The following is a 17,791-nucleotide window of genomic DNA, read 5'->3' as shown; positions in this document are numbered from 1 at the left end:
CTATTTCTCCTTAACAGTTAAAAATATGATGGATTTGACTAACTTCTTAGCTTTCTTTTCAGCAGAATCAACATCAAGTGAACAAGGTTCTGAACTCTTTAGGCAAGTAAAATCAAATGTAAACTGTACACCAACATAATCTTCTTTATTTATATAACCAATATAGGAATGTGTCTCATTGTTTTTTTGATTTGTATCGTCGTGAACAGTTTTCATATATGCAAAATAAATATCCTTATCTTTTTCCTCGAACTTTTCAAATTGTCCTTTATATCCATTTTCCTCTCTCACTTGTTCTAACATTTCATTTGGATTATTAATGAAAGATTGATTTCGGTAATATTCTACAGAAGCATTAAGAGCAACATTTGTTTTTTCATCATAGCTATAGAAAGATATTATCTCTTCATCTTTCCCGAGAGAGGATAAATTGTCATCATACTTCCCATCTTCCGGAAACAACATCGTAAACCCTTTCAGCTTAGACTCTAGCAAATAGTACCCGGGCTCGACTTCCTTTGTTGATGCCATGTATTCTCTTGTTTTCTCATCCTGGAACGCAGGGACCTGCGGGAGGTCTTTCGGGTCCACGTCTTTCGGTTTGACCGCTTCTTCTTGATTGCCGTTCTTGCCGTTTTGGCTGTCGTTCATACTGCATCCTCCTGTAAAAGCTAGTATTATAGCAAAACACAATATCATCATCTTTTTCATTTTATTAAACCTCCAAGGGCTCTTAAGTTAAGCTGCAAGCGCTTCGTTTTGATGCGAATGACCTGCTTGAAAATAATACTTTTTTATGTTACATCATGGAATAAATTAGATAAATAGGAAATAGGAATCACCATCGTTGAAAATCGCGTGTTCCCCCTCTTAAAAAACAGGCAGTTTGGTTGATGCATCAAGGTTTTGAGAGGTATTGCGGTTTAGTTCATCAAAGAGGAAATATGAAAAAAGCACCACTTTATAATTTTTGTCAAAAGTGAGTTCAAATTAAAAAAGCACCTATATTAAGGTGCTTTCCAATCAAGTCACAGGCGCCGGGTTGAACAAACACAAGTCATTGGAGAGTCCCCAATGTTCCGCCCATGTTTTCCTTCCGCTTGCGACGTCAAGTATCGTCCGGAAGATCTCCCAGCCGATTTCCTCTATTGAAGCTTCGCCTGTTGCGATCCGTCCGGCATTGACGTCGATCAAATCGTGCCAATCTTCTGATAACGATTGTCGGGTCGCCACTTTCAACACCGGAGCCATTTCAAGGCCGTACGGCGTTCCCCTTCCGGTTGTAAACACCTGCAAATGCATGCCCGAAGCCAATTGCAAGGTGCCGCATATAAAATCGCTTGCAGGTGTCGCCGCAAAAATGAGTCCTTTCTGTACCGCTCTTTCACCAGGCGCCAGTACGGCACTGATCGGGCTGCTTCCCGATTTCGCGATCGATCCGAGCGACTTTTCGACCACGTTTGCCAGTCCGCCCTTTTTGTTCCCCGGCGACGGATTGGCGCTTCGGTCTGTCTCGCCTCTTTCAAGATAGCGGTCATACCAAGCCATTTCCCGAATCAGGGCGCGGCCTACTTCTTCATTGACGGCGCGCGGCGTTAGGAGATGAACGGCATCGCGGACTTCGGTGACTTCTGAAAATAAAACCGTGGCCCCTGCCCGAACCAGTAAGTCGGCCGCATATCCCGCCGCGGGGTTTGCGGTCACCCCTGAGAAAGCGTCGCTGCCCCCGCACTGAAGGCCGATCACCAGGTCTGAAACGGGACATGTCGTCCGCTTCCGTTCATTCAGCCTTCTTAAGCGCTCTTCGGCCATTTCCATAATCGATTGTATCATTTGCTGAAACCCCTGCCGTTCCTGCAATGAAAGGATGTTTTCAGCGTCTCCTTCCGGCTCTATCCTCGTCGGAAGAAGCTTCTCGCAGCCGAGTCCGATCACCATCGCTTCGCCGCCGAAATTGGGGTGCCTGGCGATATTTTGAATCGTTCGGATCGGGATCCTGGCTTCCGGCGCGTTAATCGCCACGCCGCAGCCGTACTGATGATTTAATGCAGCTACGCCGTCAACATTCGGATATTTTGGGAGCAGTTCCTCTTTAATTCGTTTAACAGCGTAATCGAGAACACCTGCCACGCATTGCACACTTGTCATGATGCCCAGCACGTTCCTCGTGCCGACGCTTCCGTCTTCATTCCGGTATCCTTCAAATGTGTACCCTTCGAGAGAGGGAGCGGGTTTTGGAACTTTGGTGGCGATGGGCAGTTCATTGAGCGGCGGGGCTTCCGGAAGCATGATATGCGACTCGGAAATCCACACGCCTTTTTCTATTGGTTTGACGGCATAGCCGATAATTTCACCATAGCGAATAACGGCTCCGCCTTGTGTGATGTCTGTTAAAGCCACTTTATGACCTTGGGGGATGCGCTCTTGCAGTTTAAGCCCGCAAGGAAACACCGTCCCTTTCGGCAGTCCGCCGGCATTGGCGATGATTGCGGCATTGTCTTTTGCGTTCACCTTAATGTACAGCGGGGCTTCAGTTTGATTGACACGCATAGTTTTGATCAACTCCCCTTTTCGATCAGCGCCTGTCCGCGGCCCTTCTCCCGCCGCGGCACATGTTAGAAAGCGCTGTCAAACAACTTAATGAATGTTTTTTTCATCACGAAGACCATTCAGTATTTTGTCGCGTACAAATTTTAAATGCTCATACATATGGTGATAGGCTTGATATGGATCCCTTTGTTGAAGGGCTTTCAAAATATTCGTATGATATTCGACAGTCCGGTCCCTTTCCCTGTATGGAATCTGGCTGTCGATTTTGGCGTGTGTGATCAAGAGTGATTGAATCATGCCTTCGAGCACCGGGTTGTTTGCGCTTAAAGCGATAATCCGATGAAATTCCTTATCCGCTTCTCCATAATGATTATCCGTGCTGTTTGCAATGATATCGATCGTTTCCTGCAGCCTTTCAAGCTGACTGTCATTGATCTTTTCTGCGGCGATCGTGACAAGCCCGAGTTCCAGCGCCATCCTCGCTTCAATAATGGCCGGCAAATTATCGACCGCCAAAGCCAGCATGACAGAAAACGGCTGGATGCCGATTTTATCATTAAAATACGTGCCGTCTCGGGTTTTTCTTTTGATAATTCCGAGCGTTTCGAGTGATATTAAAGCTTCACGGAGAACGGGTCTGCTGACATTCAGCTTTTCCATGAGCTCGATCTCCGTCGGCAGTTTGTCCCCCGGTTTCAACTGGCCGCTTGATAATAAATGGACGATTCGTTCAACAACCTGTTTTGCCAAAGTCTTGCGATTGACTGATTCGACCTGCAATGTTTCCATATCTTCTTCCACGACTGTGGGCCCCCTTTCAGTTGTTCATATTGTAAGACAAAATATCGCGTATGACAATGTCGGCTAGGGGCCTCTCAAACCGAAGTTTCCGCAATTATCGAACAAGACACGGACGTTTAGAGTCGAAACGCCAATTTTCAATCAAAAACTGCATGGCAACGGCATCGTTCCGCTCGCCTGCTTTCATTTTCTCATAGAGTTCATTTGCTTTTTCCACCTGTTCCATATCGATTTCAACGCCGAGCCCCGGCTGATCAGGAACTTGGATATATCCGTCAGCGATTGAAAAAGGCTGTTTTGTCAGACGCTGGCCATCCTGCCAAATCCAATGCGTATCAATCGCCGTAATGTCGCCCGGAGCTGCTGCGGCAACGTGGGTGAACATCGCCAGAGAAACGTCAAAATGGTTATTGGAGTGAGAGCCCCATGTCAGCCCCCATTCACGGCACATTTGAGCAACGCGGACGGATCCCTGCATCGTCCAAAAATGCGGATCTGCCAGCGGTATATCAACGGCGTGCAATTGTATCGCATGCCCCATTTGCCGCCAGTCTGTCGCAATCATATTCGTCGCTGTCGGAATGCCTGTCGCACGGCGGAATTCGGCCATGATTTCCCGGCCCGAGTATCCGGCTTCCGCTCCGCAAGGGTCTTCCGCGTAGGCGAGCACATCCCGTTTTCCCTTACAAAGCGCAATCGCTTCCTCCAATGGCCACGCGCCATTCGGGTCAAGGGTGATTCTCGCCTCAGGAAACCGCTTCGCTAAAGCGGATGCCGCCTCGATTTCTTCTTCCCCCGAAAGAACGCCGCCTTTTAATTTAAAATCGTGAAAACCGTAGCGCTCTTGAGCTGCTTCTGCAAGACGGACGATCGCCCCGGGTGTCAACGCTGCTTCACGGCGGAGGCGGAACCAGTCGTCATTTGCCTCTGGTTCGCTGATATAGGGAAGTGTGGTGCGCTTTCGGTCGCCGATGTAAAACAAATAGCCGAGCATCTTCACTTTTTCCCGCTGCTGTCCTTCCCCCAAGAGCGCAGCCACAGGGACGCCGAGAAATTTTCCGAGCAGATCGAGCAAAGCTGCTTCCAATGCGGTCACTGCGTGTATGGTCGTCCTCTGGTCAAAGGTCTGCACCCCGCGCCCTCCGGCATCACGGTCTTTAAACCGGCGCCTGACGGACTGTAAAATCGATTGAAACGCGCCGAGCGGCTGATCGATGACAAGCGGTTTCGCCTGTTCCAGCGTCTGGCGGATCCGCTCGCCGCCCGGCACTTCGCCGACGCCGAGAGCGCCTGATGAATCTTTTAAAATCACAATATTCCGTGTGAAAAAGGGGCCGTGGGCTCCGCTCAAATTCAGAAGCATGCTGTCGCGTCCTGCCACGGGAATGACCCGCATGTCTGCAATAGACGGTGTTTGTGATGTATTCTCCTCTTTTACCTGCTGATGGATGGGTGTATTCATATCGATTTAGCCTCCCTCTTTTTAAAGCGCTTACATTTCACATGGATAAAGGGGTGTCTGTCGGGCCTTCCCCTTTCTGAAGCTCGATGCGCTTGATCGGCCCGACCAGAAACAGATAGCTTAATACCGCGGCAATCGCGTTGGCGCCGACAAACACAAGCGCTCCGTTAAATGAGCCTGTCGCACTCACGATATATCCGATGATAATGGGCGTCGTGATGGACGCAATATTTCCAAAGGTGTTAAAGATGCCGCCGCTCAAGCCGGCGCACTCCTTTGGCGAGGTATCTGATACGACCGCCCAGCCCAGCGCGCCGAATCCTTTTCCGAAAAAGGCAAGCGACATGATGGAGACGACCAGCCAAGCCGAATCTGCATAGTTGCATATGATCATCGAGCAGGACATTAACATGCCGAGGATGATCGGCGTTTTTCTGGCAACCGTAATCGAACAGCCCTTTTTCAGAAGATAGTCTGACGCGAACCCGCCCAGCAATCCTCCTAAAAATCCGCAGATTGCAGGAAGCGATGCAACGAAACCCGCTTCAAGGATCGACATGCCGCGCGCCTGAACCAAATAAACCGGAAACCACGTCAGAAAGAAATAGGTCAACGTTGTGATGCAGTATTGGGCGATATACACCCCGAGCAGCATCCGGCTTCTTAAAAGCTGCTTAATGTAAGGCCATTGCGACTCCTTTTCTTTCTTTTCCGCGTTCTTTCCCTCATCCATCGAGACAAGCGCGCCGCCTTCTTCGATGTACGCCAGTTCGGCGGCATTGATTCTCGGATGTTTTTTTGGTTCATAAATCGTTTTCAGCCAAATAAACGACATCGCGATCCCCAGTGCACCCATAATGACAAAAACCGTATGCCAGCTGAAAGAGTGGGCGAGCCACCCCATCAGCGGTGAAAAAATGACGAGTGCAAAGTACTGCGCCGAGTTGAAGATCGCCGACGCCGTTCCGCGTTCAGAACTTGGAAACCAGGAAGCCACCACCCGGCCGTTGCCGGGGAAGGACGGCGCTTCTGACAGACCGACGAGAAACCGGAGCGCAAATAAGAGGATAACGGCCGTTCCCGCGGCGAAAAAGCCAAGCGTTCCCTGCAAAAAGGTAAACAATGACCAAAAGAAGATGCTGGCGGCGATGACGATTTTCGACCCAAAGCGGTCGAGCAGCCAGCCTCCGGGAATTTGGCCGACAACATACGCCCAGCCAAATGCGGAAAAGACATACCCCATCGCCACCGAACTCAGCCCAAGCTCATGCTGCACAGAATCGCCGACGATCGAGAGCGTCGCACGGTCGGCATAATTAATGGATGTGACGAGAAACAGCATAGACACGACAAACCAGCGGACAGAACTTCTTTTCCCCGCGGTATGGGGGGAGGCTGCACGATCTTTTTTCATAGCATCTTCTCCTTTATTCATTTGTACCGAGACGGTTGATTTACGGTTTGACAAATACGGTTTTCACGGCTGTAAAAAATTCTTTGGCTGCCTCCCCCTGTTCCCGTGAATGCGAGCTCGATTGTTTAACGCCTCCGAATGGCGCCTGCAGTTCGACACCGGCGCTTTCGGCGTTGACGCGAATGAGCCCCGCTTCGATTTCATCTATGAATGACAGCATCCGGCCGATGTTTTGCGTGAAAATGGAGGCGCTCAAGCCAAATTTGACGTCATTGGCCGTCTTCAAAGCTTCCTCAAGTGTATCCGCCTTGATTAAAGCGATGACCGGGCCGAAAATCTCTTCTTGGGCAATCGTCATGCCGGAAGTGACGTTGTCAAAAATAGCCGGCCTGATATAATAGCCTTTTTCGTATTTCCCATCTGCCAGCCTCTCACCGCCAAAAATGAGGTCAGCGCCTTCTTGCTTTCCTTTGTCAATATAGGACAGGCAGTTGTCAAGCTGCTGTTTGTTCGCAATCGGTCCCATCCAGACATCTTCTTTTAAGCTGTCGCCGATTGTAATCTCTTTTGTCTGTTGAAGCAGCTTTTCTTTAAACCGGTCATAAACACCGGTTAAGACGATGACGCGGCTTGTCGCCGTACACTTTTGGCCTGTCGACCGGAACGCTCCGCTGATGACCGCTTCAACCGCAATATCAAGGTCGGCGTCATCTGCTACGATCACCGGGTTTTTGCCGCCCATCTCAAGCTGGTACTTCGCCCCTCTTTCAAACGCCGTCCGGCCGATGATTTTTCCTGTTTGGTTCGACCCTGTAAACGTAATCCCGTTCACATCGGGGTGCTCGGCAAGCCTTTGGCCGGCCGATGATCCCGGTCCTGTCACCGCATTGACCACGCCTGACGGAATCCCAGCTTCCTCAAAGCACGAGATGACCTTAAGACAGGTGACTGCAGTTTCCGTAGCCGGTTTGATGACGACCGTGTTGCCATAGATGAGGGCCGGCGCCATTTTCCAAATCGGGATGGCAACTGGAAAATTCCACGGCGAGATGACGCCGACGACGCCGAGCGGCACCCTGTCGGTGTACATGAAAGCGGATGTATCGGTCGACGGAATCACATCGCCCGTTTTCCGCATCCCCTCTCCGGCATAGTATCTGAGAATCGCGATTCCCCGCGCTGTTTCTCCTTTTGCTTCAGGCAGTGTTTTGCCCATTTCACGCGTCGCGCACTCGGCAATTTCATCGAGGCGCTGTTCCATGATGTCAGCGGCCTTGTAAAGAAATTGACCGCGCTCCGCCCCCGACAGCTTTCTCCAAGCCTTTTTGGCCTGCTTGGCCGCTTCAACCGCCCTGTCTACGTCCTCAATCGAAGATTTTTGCACAAGCCCGACGATATCCCGTGTATCAGCCGGGTTCAAGCTCTGTTCCATCCCGCCCGATTCAGCCTTCACCCAGCGGCCGTTGATAAAGTTGAAATACGTTTTATTTTCAGCTGCAACAGACATCTTCAAGTTCCTCCTTTTGTTTATAGGGCAGCGGTCTTTTTCGGATAACGCGCCATCGCGTTTTTCAGAATTGTTTCGAGCTGCCGGCAATGTTCTTTTTCCACCGGAACAATCGGCGGTCTCGCCGTGTTTTTCACCTGAAGGCCCATGATTTCCATGCCGGCTTTGATCAAGGATACCGCATAACCTTTCCGAAGTTTGCGAATCTCGTTAATCGGCATGATGACATGCTCATAAATCTGTTTGACAAGCCGGTCGTTGCCGTTTAATAATGCCTCATAAAACATTCTTGAAATATGGGGAATATAATTGGATATCGCCGAAGAATACGACGTAAAGCCAATCGGAGCATAGGCCGGCATCGTGACTTCAGCCATCGGCATTCCGTTGAGCCAGCCCAGCCTGTCTCCTATCGTATATGACAAACTGATATTCAAAGCCATATCCCCAATGCCGTCTTTGAGTCCGACAAGCTGCTCGAGACCGGTCAGCCGCTGAATCTGTTCAAGCGTCAAAACCGCATTGTCGCGCTGGTATATAATGGCATTTAAATCCGTGCTTTCAATGATTGTTTTTGTGTACTGATAGAGGCCTTCCTGCTCTCCGTGTATCAAGTACGGCGGGAGAATCAGATAGCCGTCGGCCCCTTTTTCTTCGGAAATCCGCGCCCATTCCAAAGCGGTGCTTAAATTGCCGCCCACTCCTGTGTATACAGGCACCTTCCCGCCCGCCGCCGAAACGGCAATTTCGACCATTTGCTCATATTCCTTTTCGCTGAGAGATTGAAATTCTCCTGAGCCGCAAGCGATGAAAACCGCCTCAAGCCCTTCAGCCAATAAAAAGCGGATGTTTTCGTAAAGTGCTTCTTCCTCCAGTTTTCCTTGCCCGTTGAAGGGCGCCACCGGGAAACCCAATATGCCTTCCGGCGCCTTCCGTAATTGACTCATCTCCGTCATCCCCCTGTCGTTCATATCCTGAGAAAGCGTTGTCATTCACTAAGATACAATGTCTCTGTTTTAGAAAATCCCCCCATTCATCTTTTCGTTTAATTGTAAGACAAATAAACAAATTGTCAATATCATTATTTTCTGATTTTTTCATTTCAAGCAAAAAAGAGACTGAAGACACAGTCCGTCTTCAGCCTTGAGCCTCAGCCCCTGGTTGTGCAGCGGTTTTTTTCCGGTAAATAAACGCTGATAAAGAGATGCTTAATTCGTATAATACAAGCAGCGGGACGATCACCAACACATCTGAGATAAAATCGGGCGGCGTGATCACAACCGATACGACGATCAGCGCAAAATAAGAAATTTTTCTCATTTTACTGAGCTTGGCCGGATTTAAAATCCCGAGGCTCGTTAAAAACATCACGATGAGAGGCATTTCAAACAAAAACCCGAATGGCAGTGTGAGGTTCATCATAAAGCGAAAATAATGCTCCGCCGTAAACATCGTTTGAAAATGGCCGGCGGACAAGCCGATCAAAAACTGAAGAACGAGCGGAAAGAGCACAAAATAACCGAACACAATCCCCAAAATAAAAAAAATGAACAGTCCCGGAATATAAAATAATGCCGTCCTCCGTTCGCGGTCGGTCAGCGCAGGCGCCACAAACCGCCATGTCTGAAAAGCAGCCACCGGTATGGTGGCAGCGATCGCCAGCACCCCCGCAATCATCATATAAACCCAAAGAATATCCCCCGGCCCCAATACAGCAAGCTTTTCATCAAGGTCTCTGATCAGCCAGTCATAGATGTCCTGAACAAACAAAAAGCCGGTGATGAGAAACAGAATAAACGTAAGAAGCGTTTTAATGATTCGCTGTCGCAGCTCTTCAAGATGGGCAATCAAATGTGTTTCCCTTTTTTTCACCTTCGCCTTCCTCCCCTTCGCATGTTAAACAGAAAAAAGAACAGACGGGTTCACCCGCCCGCTCTATTGATCATCGCGCCGATGGATCGCTTTGCTTTTTCGCATCAGACTCCTGTCCGATCTCATTGTCATCGGCAGATACTAAAGATTTTGTCGCGCTTTTGAATTCGGTCAGCGTTTTGCCGAAAGCCCGCCCGATCTCAGGAAGCTTCGAAGGCCCGAAAATAATCAAGGCAATCACAAGGACCAAAATGAGACCGGGAATACCGATATTGGATAGCATCTTCCGTCATCCTTTCGCTGGTTACTGGGTTACTTTTTTCTGCTTTTGTTTCATTTGTTTTTGGTGCGCTCTTGTATGTGCAATAAACCGGTCTTCTTCGACTTCGTTCGATTTCTTCACGCCTCCAGGCACGAGATTTGAGGCTGTCCGTTTCAGTCCTGTCTGATCTTTATGATAAACATATGAAGCCCTTGTCGAAATGGCGGCTCCCGGTTCTGACACATATGGAACGACCCGGTAGTCAGTCCGCCATTCTTCAGGAGTGACCGTACAGCGGACATAGCCGCGGTAATCGTTAAAAAACTTGATGTGCGGGTTTGCCGCCAGGATCTGATCGGTATCCGCCCTTTTATCCGCGCCGTTTCCTCCGGACGTGATCGACGTTCCGACAAATTCCGCGCCGAAAATCGCTGATTTCGGATTGTCAAAATCGATGAGCAGATTTGAAGCCCAGCTTGCATGCACGTCTCCCGTAAGGACGACAATATTGTTCAGGTTTTTCCCTTTGATAAAGTCGATAATCCGTTTGCGCTGGGCCGGATAGCCGTCCCACGAATCCATGCTGTAAACCGGTGCGGAGCTTGTCCCGAAGTTCCATCTTGCAAAGAAAATCTGCTGCGCCAAGATATTCCAGTGAGCTTCAGACCTGTCCAGGTTGTCAAGCAGCCAGGCCTCTTGTTCGGCGCCAAGGAGCGTTCGCTTCGGATCATTCGATTCATCAGAAGGCGGCTTATTGCCGTCGCCATTCGCCTGATCATCGCGATACTGCCGTGTATCAAGAACATTGATATCGGCCAAATTGCCGTATTGAAAATTCCGGTACAACTGCATATCAGGACCGTTCGGCAGCGATCTGCGGCGGAGCGGCATATGCTCATAATAAGCCTGATAGGCGGCGGCCCGGCGCTTGATAAACGCTTCAACAGACTGGCCTTTTTCCGGAATCGTATTCGCGTAGTTGTTTTCGACTTCATGGTCATCCCATGTGACGACCCACGGAAAGGCGGCGTGGGCGGCTTTCAGATTCGCATCTGAGCGGTATTGGGCATGACGGTTGCGGTAATCAAGAAGCGAGGTGATTTCCGGACCGCTGTGGGTTCTGACGTTTCCTGTTTTCGATACATATTCATTTGGACCATATTCATAAATATAGTCTCCGAGATGAAAGACGAGATCGAGCTTTTCTTTCGCCATATGCTGATAGGCCGTATAGTAGCCGTGTTCGTACTGCTGGCAGGAGGCAAAAGCGAATGTGAATTTAGAAACGTCCGCCCCCGGTTCTGGAAGGGTTTTTGTTCTTCCCACCGGGCTCAGCTGATTGCCGCATTTAAAACGGTAATAGTACACATGGTCAGGCTTCAATCCGTCGACTTCGACATGTACGGAATGGGCAAGGTGAGGTGTCGCCTTCTCTTTTCCGCGCTTGACGATGTGCCGGAAATGTTCATCCTTTGCCATCTCCCATTTCACAGTAACGGCTTCATTTGGCATGCCTCCTCCATTGAGCGGATCAGGCGCCAGCCTTGTCCACAAAACGACGCTGTCTGAAAGCGGATCACCGGATGCAACGCCAAGTGTAAAAGGATATTCGGAGAATTTCGGCGCTGCATTCACTTCCATTGCCCCCATCGATTGTGCAATCGCAAGCCCCAGGGAAAGCCCGGCAATTTTTCCAGCCCCCTGAATAAAACGGCGGCGGTCAAACGCATTGCCTTTCAAGCTTTCCTCATTCAGTTTTTTCATCCATTCCTCGAGCGGCCCTTCATGTGTCATTCGCAATACCCCTCTCTATACAAATGATTGATCGGGTTCTATTATAGGAGCCATTTGTTAACACACAGTAAACTTTTGTAAAACGAAAAACATGGCGGCACCTGCTTGATTAAAGCGTCTTTTTAAGATTTATGTCGAAATTTGTCCTAAACCAATCCATTCACCTATGAATTCGACAAGCTGCCAGCCCATCCGTCAGAACTTTTCTCCTGTTTTTCTTCACATTTTTTTTAAAAAAGGGAAACATAGCGTCTCCATCCATGGTAAAATTAAGAAACATTCACATAGAAAGGAATGAACGATGCGCAGATAGTCAAATGGTCTTCTCATTGTAATGAAAACAAGCCAAAGCAAACATATGTAGGAGGCAGACCATGGAAACTGAAAGATTGATATTAAGAGAAATGGAATTGCAGGATGCGGAGACTCTCTATCATTATTGGTCAGATCCGCTCGTCACGAAATATATGAACATCGCGCCCTTCACCAGCGCGAAACAAGCGGAAGACATGATACAACTGATCAGTGATCTTAGCCTTAAAGGCCAGGCAAACCGTTATTCAATCGTGTTAAAAGAGTCAAATGACGTCATCGGGACATGCGGCTTCAATATGATTGACGAGGAAAACAGCCGCGCTGAAATCGGCTATGACCTGGGGAGTCCCCATTGGGGGAAAGGCTTTGCTGCTGAAGCCGTCAAAAAGCTGATCAGCCATGGCTTCACAGACATGGGGCTAAACCGGATTGAAGCAAAGGTCGAACCTGAAAACAAAGGATCCATCAAGCTCCTTGAACGGCTCTCTTTTCAAAAGGAAGGCCTTTTAAGAGAATATGAGAAATCAAAAGGCGTGTTCATCGATGTCTACATGTTTTCCCTGCTGAAAAGAGAGTTTCTTAAATAAGCATAAAAAAAGATTGATCCATCGTTTGGATCAATCTTTTTTATTTCAACTAGATCTTTTTCCCCGCACTCTCATTCAAGCGCTTGGCTTCCAAAAAGAACACTTGAATGAACTTTTTCGTGTTCACACGGGTGGACGTCAGTCCGGCAGACGAATCCTTCTGCAGCTCTTTCATTTTTTTGCTGATCACCGTAAAGTCGAAAAACCTTGAGGCATAGCTTTCAAACTTCGGATTTGAAAAATCTGTTAAACCAAGTGATGCAAAATGGTTTAATGAATGGGTGACCGCCCTTCGTATCCGCTGTTCTGACGCTTTGGCCTCACGGTTGATGTCAATGGGCGAAGCAGCCTGTCCGAGCTTTTGCTCTGCCACCCGGATAAAGATTTGTTTCAGCGGGGGAAAGTTTTTTTCATATAATGATGTTTGCTCATCATCAAACAAATATTGAAGGATGGCGATCAGATCTTTAGAGCCGCTTTCTCCGACGATTCCCAATTCAGAAAGGAGAAACTCGCCCGTTTCCTGGATGTTTTTGTCTCTCAGCACGTTTCTTCCGCTGCCGTTTACGTTCACCAGGCGGCTTAAAGAAGATTGGATATCCTGAATTGACCTTTCTAATTCGATCCGTTCTTTGACTTTTTGGATGACGTTTAATATTTCGATTCGGTTAATCGGCTTATGAATATAATATTCAATTCCGAGAGAGTGGGCTTCTGCAACCATTTCCTTTGATTCCACCTGGGAAATCATGATGATTTTCCCCATGAAAGACCCTTGCAGATGGCGAATCGTCTCAATTCCGTCGCGGCCCGGCATCAGGAGATCGATCAATAAAACATCAATCTGTTTTAAATGCAAAACATGTCCTTCTAATTGACTGCCATCCTCCGCTTCTCCCGCCGCCTCTCCCAAATCCTCATCTTCAATGATCTGCTTTAAAATAGAGCGCACGGCGCGGTCATCGTCAACGATAAAAAAGCGCATAGGCCATTCATCCTTTCTGAATCAATTGTTGAACAGGAAGCTTGATCGAAAAAACGACTCCCCTCGGTTTATTGCAAAACGCAATTCCGCCTCCAAACTCTTCGACGATTCCCTTAACAAAGGATAGGCCGATTCCTGTTGAAGGTGTGCCAAGTTCATCATACTTTGAAGTGTATCCCGGCTCAAACACAACATCCCCGATTTTTTCCGGAATGCCGGGTCCATTGTCCTCCACCTGAAATTCTACCATTCCTTCTTCCCCTTTCAAAAGGTGGAGGCGGACAGAACCCCTGTCCCCAATGGCTTCCACAGCATTGGCCATCAAATTGTTGAGTATCGACAGCACGAGATAGACGCGGTATTTCGGATGCTCGCCTATGATTGAATATTGAAAGTCAATGTCCTTCTCAAGCGATTCAGCATATTTTCGGTTGATTCCAACCACAAGGCGAACCAAATCCTCCGCCTTCATATAATCCCTGAAATTTTCATTCGAAATCAATTTTGAAAGCCCGGCAAAAATCCGCTGATTATCCTTTTTGACCTCATGAATCTCGCCGGCCAGCTTCAGGACCTTCAGACTGAGCTTCTGCTCGAAAGGGTCTTCAAGGCTCCGCTTATGCAAAAGACGGTATAGCTGGTAGGACTCGTTTGTAATCTGCTCCGTATTTTTTAAGGTTTTTTTCAAATGGATGGTTTCCTCATATAAATTTGAAATGATCATGAGCATATGCTCATTTTGCTCGCGGACTTGCCGTTCCCTCGACTGCGTCTCGTACAGCTTCATGACATTAAAAAAGCTGAGCACGATAAAGCTGTGGGAAAACGCAATTGTCATCATATCGCGCAGCTCCTCCGGCGTAACCGTAGATGAGAACATCATATATTGCACGGATAATTCCGCACAATCGGCGATGATTTCGATGATGAAACCGAGACATCCGATAACTAGCGGTCTGTACTGAAAAAAACGTCTGAGCTTGGCCAAATAAAAAACGAAAGCATATGTAAAATAAAAGAAAAAGGTGGGGACGTGCGTGTAAAAAGCTGCCGTCCAATCGAGATGCTCCTCTGTGCAAAGGTCAAGCGCCATCCGGAAGAAAACAACCGCTGCACCTGTTAAAAGCCCGGGCAAAATAGCCGGGACATTTCGAAGCAATAATAAAAAAAAGAAAAACGTCGGCACGCCAAAACTGACCCGAAAGGTCTCATTCAGGGGATAAAACTTCAATTCTCCGGCCAGCGGCACGGTTAAAAGCATCAGCAGTAAAATGTAGCCGTCTTTTTTGGCAAGCTGGCCAAACATCTTTATAGTCTCGTCCCAATTTCTCCTAAGCATATTGTGCCCCCGTTAAACAGCGTTGTCTTATTTTGTATTGAATCGATCTTGATCCGCAACTCCCATTGTACCCACAGTCGGTTTGATTTTTAAATCAATCGGCTTATTTTTTGAGCGTTCTTGTCGTTTTTTGTATGATCATGTAGGTTCTCCTTTAAATTGAAATTATATTTCCTTAGTTTGAAAGCGCTGTACTTTCCCGCAATTCACTCCCTATCCATACCCCTTTTTTCAGGATAGAACAAGCTCTGTACCAATCACCGCTGCGGCCTACGGAATCCGGGCTGCAGCCGTCATATCCATACCACCGCACGTGTATTTCTAGAAATCTACAGGTCAGATTGGAGGAATTTCGATGAAAGAAATTGTGAAAGAACGCTATGACACCCATTTCTGGCAAGCCCGCCTTAACGATTTGGTCGAACATTACCGTCCCTTCTCTGCCAATGGACGCAATGCCGACTATATCCCGGCATTGGGAGAAGTCGATTCAAAACAGCTCGGCATTTGTGTAGCGGGACCTGACCGAACCGTGATCAAATCGGGCGACTGGGATATCCCTTTCACACTGCAAAGCATCTCAAAGGTGATTAGTTTTGTTGCCGCCTGTGTAACGAAAGGGATTCCTTACGTTTTGGATCGCGTCGATGTAGAGCCGACAGGCGATGCATTTAATTCAATCATCCGCCTTGAGATGCATAAACCGGGAAAACCGTTTAACCCGATGATTAACGCGGGCGCTCTAACCGTCGCTTCAATCCTGCCCGGAGAATCGGCTCAACAAAAAATCGAAACGATTTACGCCATTATTGAGAAAATGATCGGAAAACGCCCTGTTATCAATGAAGACGTGTTCCGGTCAGAATGGCAGACGGCCCATCGAAACAGAGCACTGGCGCATTACTTAAAGGAAACCGGCTTTTTGGAAGCCGAAGTCGAAGAAACGCTTGGGGTTTACCTGAAGCAATGCTCCATAGAAGGAAACACAGAAGATATCGCCCTGATCGGCTTGATTCTCGCGAACGACGGTTACCATCCTTTCCGCGGAGAGCAAGTGATCCCAAAAGACGTCGCAAAGCTGACAAAAGCCTTGATGCTGACATGCGGGATGTACAACGCTTCCGGAAAATTCGCCGCCTTTGTCGGCATTCCCGCCAAAAGCGGCGTATCCGGCGGAATCATGTGCGCCGTGCCGGCCAGCCTCAAAAGGAATGAGCCTTTTCAGCACGGATGCGGGATCGGCATCTACGGACCGGCGATCGACGAATACGGCAACAGCCTGACAGGCGGTATGCTTTTGAAACAATTGGCACAGGAGTGGGATTTGAGTATTTTTTGAAAATAATGAATCAAGAGGTGAGAACATGCAGGAAGTCCTTCAGTATGTCATTGGAATCATAAACGATTTTTTTTGGTCAAAACTATTAATCGTGCTGCTTCTGTCGTTGGGAGTATATTTTACGTTCAGATTGAAATTTTTGCAGGTTCGGATGCTGAAAGAGATGGTCCGCGTTTTAAAGGAAGGCGCTGCAAACCGTTCCAAAAACGATATATCGCCTTTCCAGGCGTTTTGCATCAGCATGGCAGCCCGGGTCGGCACCGGAAATATTACGGGAATCGCGATCGCGATTGCACTCGGCGGCCCCGGAGCGATCTTCTGGATGTGGATCATTGCCATTATCGGCTCAGCTTCAAGCTTTGTCGAAAGCACGCTGGCGCAAATTTATAAAGTGAAAGATGTAAATGGATTCCGCGGCGGCCCCGCCTATTACATGGAAAAAGGGCTGAAAAAACGCTGGATGGGCGCCCTGTTTGCGGTTTTAATCACCCTGTCATTCGGAATCGTGTTCAACTCCGTTCAATCGAATACGATCAGCGTCGCGTTCAATAACGCATTTGGGACGGACCGCTTCACCCTCGGCGTCATTTTGATCGCCGTTTTCGGGACGATCATTTTCGGCGGCGTGAAACGGATTGCGAAGCTTTCCGAATATATCGTCATGTTTTTAGCCGTGCTCTATATCGGTGTCGCTTTTTTCGTCATTCTGACCAACATTTCTCAGCTGCCGGATGTTTTTGCGCTGATCGTGAAAAATGCGTTCGGATTTGAGCAGGCGGCGGGCGGAGCATTAGGCGCGGCACTGATGCACGGGATCAAACGCGGAATTTTCTCAAACGAAGCGGGAATGGGAAGCGCGCCAAATGCAGCCGCAACGGCAACGACAAGCCATCCCGTCAAACAGGGGCTGATTCAGGCGTTCGGCGTCTTAACGGACACATTAATCATTTGTACAAGCACCGCCCTGATCATTTTGTTCTCTGATGCCTATAAGCAGCCTGGACTGAGCGGAATCCCGCTGACGCAAGCCGCTCTAAGCGAACACGTCGGACCGTGGGCGTCGGGATTTTTGGCGATTTTGATATTGTTATTCGGTTTCTGCGCGCTCATCGGAAACTATTACTACGGAGAGACCAACATCGGCTTCTTAAACAAAAGCAAAGCAGTCTTATTGCTATACAGAATCGGTGTACTCGGAATGGTGATCTTCGGCTGTGTTGCAAAAGTCCAGCTCGTCTGGGATATGGCCGACCTGTTCATGGGATTGATGGTCATCGTTAATTTAATCGCGATCTTCCTGTTATCGAAAAACGCCTTTGCTGCTTTGAACGACTATGTGAAGCAAAGAAAAGCCGGAAAAGATCCCGTCTTTTACAAGGATGTGATCGAAAATCACGAAAACATCGAGTGCTGGGAGCACTCAGGAACCGCGCAAGTGTCAAAAAGTGAACATGCGGGATAAACATGAAGCCGCCTTGGGCGGCTTTTTGATGTTTACTTATCAAAAGGTGCACGGACAGAAAAAACGGAAACTTAGTCAAACATATGGGGAACTTCGGATAAA

General features: G+C 48.3%; 15 protein-coding genes. 3 read left to right on the top strand and 12 right to left on the bottom strand.

The genetic code is table 11. The features are described 5' to 3' along the window. The 10 genes from R5H20_RS01770 to R5H20_RS01725 all read right to left on the bottom strand — a co-directional run bounded on the left by R5H20_RS01770 (position 1) and on the right by R5H20_RS01725 (position 11,662). Entirely contained in the window at positions 1-711 is a 711-nt protein-coding gene (locus R5H20_RS01770; protein WP_034326570.1) for a hypothetical protein, read from the bottom strand. A 312-nt stretch (positions 712-1,023) separates the two neighbouring features. Beyond that, complete coding sequence (gene garD, locus R5H20_RS01765; RefSeq protein ID WP_006640068.1) at positions 1,024-2,550, bottom strand: galactarate dehydratase; 1,527 nt, start codon at positions 2,548-2,550, stop codon at positions 1,024-1,026. Between the two features lie 87 nt (positions 2,551-2,637). Next, positions 2,638-3,339: a FadR/GntR family transcriptional regulator gene (locus tag R5H20_RS01760; protein WP_269154408.1), complete on the bottom strand. Its 702-nt coding sequence runs from the start codon at positions 3,337-3,339 to the stop codon at positions 2,638-2,640. Between the two features lie 106 nt (positions 3,340-3,445). Then, entirely contained in the window at positions 3,446-4,813 is a 1,368-nt protein-coding gene (gene gudD / locus R5H20_RS01755) for a glucarate dehydratase (RefSeq protein WP_006640066.1), read from the bottom strand. A 37-nt stretch (positions 4,814-4,850) separates the two neighbouring features. Beyond that, a complete protein-coding gene (locus tag R5H20_RS01750; RefSeq protein WP_006640065.1) occupies positions 4,851-6,227 on the bottom strand; it encodes an MFS transporter in 1,377 nt (458 codons plus the stop codon). A 40-nt stretch (positions 6,228-6,267) separates the two neighbouring features. Then, positions 6,268-7,734 (bottom strand): alpha-ketoglutaric semialdehyde dehydrogenase GucD, encoded by a 1,467-nt coding sequence (gucD, locus tag R5H20_RS01745; protein ID WP_006640064.1) that lies wholly within the window; start codon positions 7,732-7,734, stop codon positions 6,268-6,270. A 20-nt stretch (positions 7,735-7,754) separates the two neighbouring features. After that, on the bottom strand, positions 7,755-8,681 hold the full coding sequence (gene kdgD, locus R5H20_RS01740; protein ID WP_006640063.1) for a 5-dehydro-4-deoxyglucarate dehydratase: 927 nt from the start codon (positions 8,679-8,681) through the stop codon (positions 7,755-7,757). A 190-nt stretch (positions 8,682-8,871) separates the two neighbouring features. Then, positions 8,872-9,606, bottom strand: a complete 735-nt coding sequence (gene tatC / locus R5H20_RS01735; protein WP_006640062.1) for a twin-arginine translocase subunit TatC — start codon at positions 9,604-9,606, stop codon at positions 8,872-8,874. A gap of 70 nt (positions 9,607-9,676) precedes the next feature. Further along, positions 9,677-9,889, bottom strand: a complete 213-nt coding sequence (locus R5H20_RS01730; protein WP_006640061.1) for a twin-arginine translocase TatA/TatE family subunit — start codon at positions 9,887-9,889, stop codon at positions 9,677-9,679. Positions 9,890-9,910: 21 nt separating this feature from the next. After that, a complete protein-coding gene (locus R5H20_RS01725; RefSeq protein WP_006640060.1) occupies positions 9,911-11,662 on the bottom strand; it encodes an alkaline phosphatase D family protein in 1,752 nt (583 codons plus the stop codon). A gap of 374 nt (positions 11,663-12,036) precedes the next feature. On the opposite strand from R5H20_RS01725, the gene R5H20_RS01720 reads away from it, so the two are divergent. Continuing rightward, a complete protein-coding gene (locus R5H20_RS01720) occupies positions 12,037-12,564 on the top strand; it encodes a GNAT family N-acetyltransferase (RefSeq protein WP_006640059.1) in 528 nt (175 codons plus the stop codon). A 49-nt stretch (positions 12,565-12,613) separates the two neighbouring features. Here the strand turns inward: R5H20_RS01720 and R5H20_RS01715 are convergent, their stop codons facing one another. Continuing rightward, positions 12,614-13,549 (bottom strand): response regulator, encoded by a 936-nt coding sequence (locus tag R5H20_RS01715; RefSeq protein WP_006640058.1) that lies wholly within the window; start codon positions 13,547-13,549, stop codon positions 12,614-12,616. Positions 13,550-13,556: 7 nt separating this feature from the next. Then, complete coding sequence (locus R5H20_RS01710) at positions 13,557-14,888, bottom strand: ATP-binding protein (RefSeq protein ID WP_040348742.1); 1,332 nt, start codon at positions 14,886-14,888, stop codon at positions 13,557-13,559. Between the two features lie 355 nt (positions 14,889-15,243). Here R5H20_RS01710 and R5H20_RS01705 point away from each other — a divergent pair, with 355 nt between their 5' ends. Next, a complete protein-coding gene (locus R5H20_RS01705; protein ID WP_006640056.1) occupies positions 15,244-16,227 on the top strand; it encodes a glutaminase in 984 nt (327 codons plus the stop codon). Positions 16,228-16,252: 25 nt separating this feature from the next. Beyond that, entirely contained in the window at positions 16,253-17,689 is a 1,437-nt protein-coding gene (locus tag R5H20_RS01700; protein ID WP_006640055.1) for an alanine/glycine:cation symporter family protein, read from the top strand. Positions 17,690-17,791: the final 102 nt, after the last annotated feature.

This window comes from Bacillus sp. KICET-3 (genome assembly GCF_033261025.1).
Classification (GTDB): Bacteria; Bacillota; Bacilli; order Bacillales; family Bacillaceae; genus Bacillus; species Bacillus sonorensis.
Note: the sequence above shows the minus strand (reverse complement) of the source record. Positions and strands in the feature narration are given on the sequence as shown.

Excerpts from the sequence above, each read along its gene's own strand:
- R5H20_RS01770 (WP_034326570.1), bottom strand. The coding sequence starts at position 711 with ATGAAAAAGATGATGATATTGTGTTTTGCTATAATACTAGCTTTTACA.
- garD (WP_006640068.1), bottom strand. The coding sequence starts at position 2,550 with ATGCGTGTCAATCAAACTGAAGCCCCGCTGTACATTAAGGTGAACGCA.
- R5H20_RS01760 (WP_269154408.1), bottom strand. The coding sequence starts at position 3,339 with ATGGAAACATTGCAGGTCGAATCAGTCAATCGCAAGACTTTGGCAAAA.
- gudD (WP_006640066.1), bottom strand. The coding sequence starts at position 4,813 with ATGAATACACCCATCCATCAGCAGGTAAAAGAGGAGAATACATCACAA.
- R5H20_RS01750 (WP_006640065.1), bottom strand. The coding sequence starts at position 6,227 with ATGAAAAAAGATCGTGCAGCCTCCCCCCATACCGCGGGGAAAAGAAGT.
- gucD (WP_006640064.1), bottom strand. The coding sequence starts at position 7,734 with ATGTCTGTTGCAGCTGAAAATAAAACGTATTTCAACTTTATCAACGGC.
- kdgD (WP_006640063.1), bottom strand. The coding sequence starts at position 8,681 with ATGAGTCAATTACGGAAGGCGCCGGAAGGCATATTGGGTTTCCCGGTG.
- R5H20_RS01730 (WP_006640061.1), bottom strand. The coding sequence starts at position 9,889 with ATGCTATCCAATATCGGTATTCCCGGTCTCATTTTGGTCCTTGTGATT.
- R5H20_RS01725 (WP_006640060.1), bottom strand. The coding sequence starts at position 11,662 with ATGACACATGAAGGGCCGCTCGAGGAATGGATGAAAAAACTGAATGAG.
- R5H20_RS01720 (WP_006640059.1), top strand. The coding sequence starts at position 12,037 with ATGGAAACTGAAAGATTGATATTAAGAGAAATGGAATTGCAGGATGCG.
- R5H20_RS01715 (WP_006640058.1), bottom strand. The coding sequence starts at position 13,549 with ATGCGCTTTTTTATCGTTGACGATGACCGCGCCGTGCGCTCTATTTTA.
- R5H20_RS01710 (WP_040348742.1), bottom strand. The coding sequence starts at position 14,888 with ATGCTTAGGAGAAATTGGGACGAGACTATAAAGATGTTTGGCCAGCTT.
- R5H20_RS01705 (WP_006640056.1), top strand. The coding sequence starts at position 15,244 with ATGAAAGAAATTGTGAAAGAACGCTATGACACCCATTTCTGGCAAGCC.
- R5H20_RS01700 (WP_006640055.1), top strand. The coding sequence starts at position 16,253 with ATGCAGGAAGTCCTTCAGTATGTCATTGGAATCATAAACGATTTTTTT.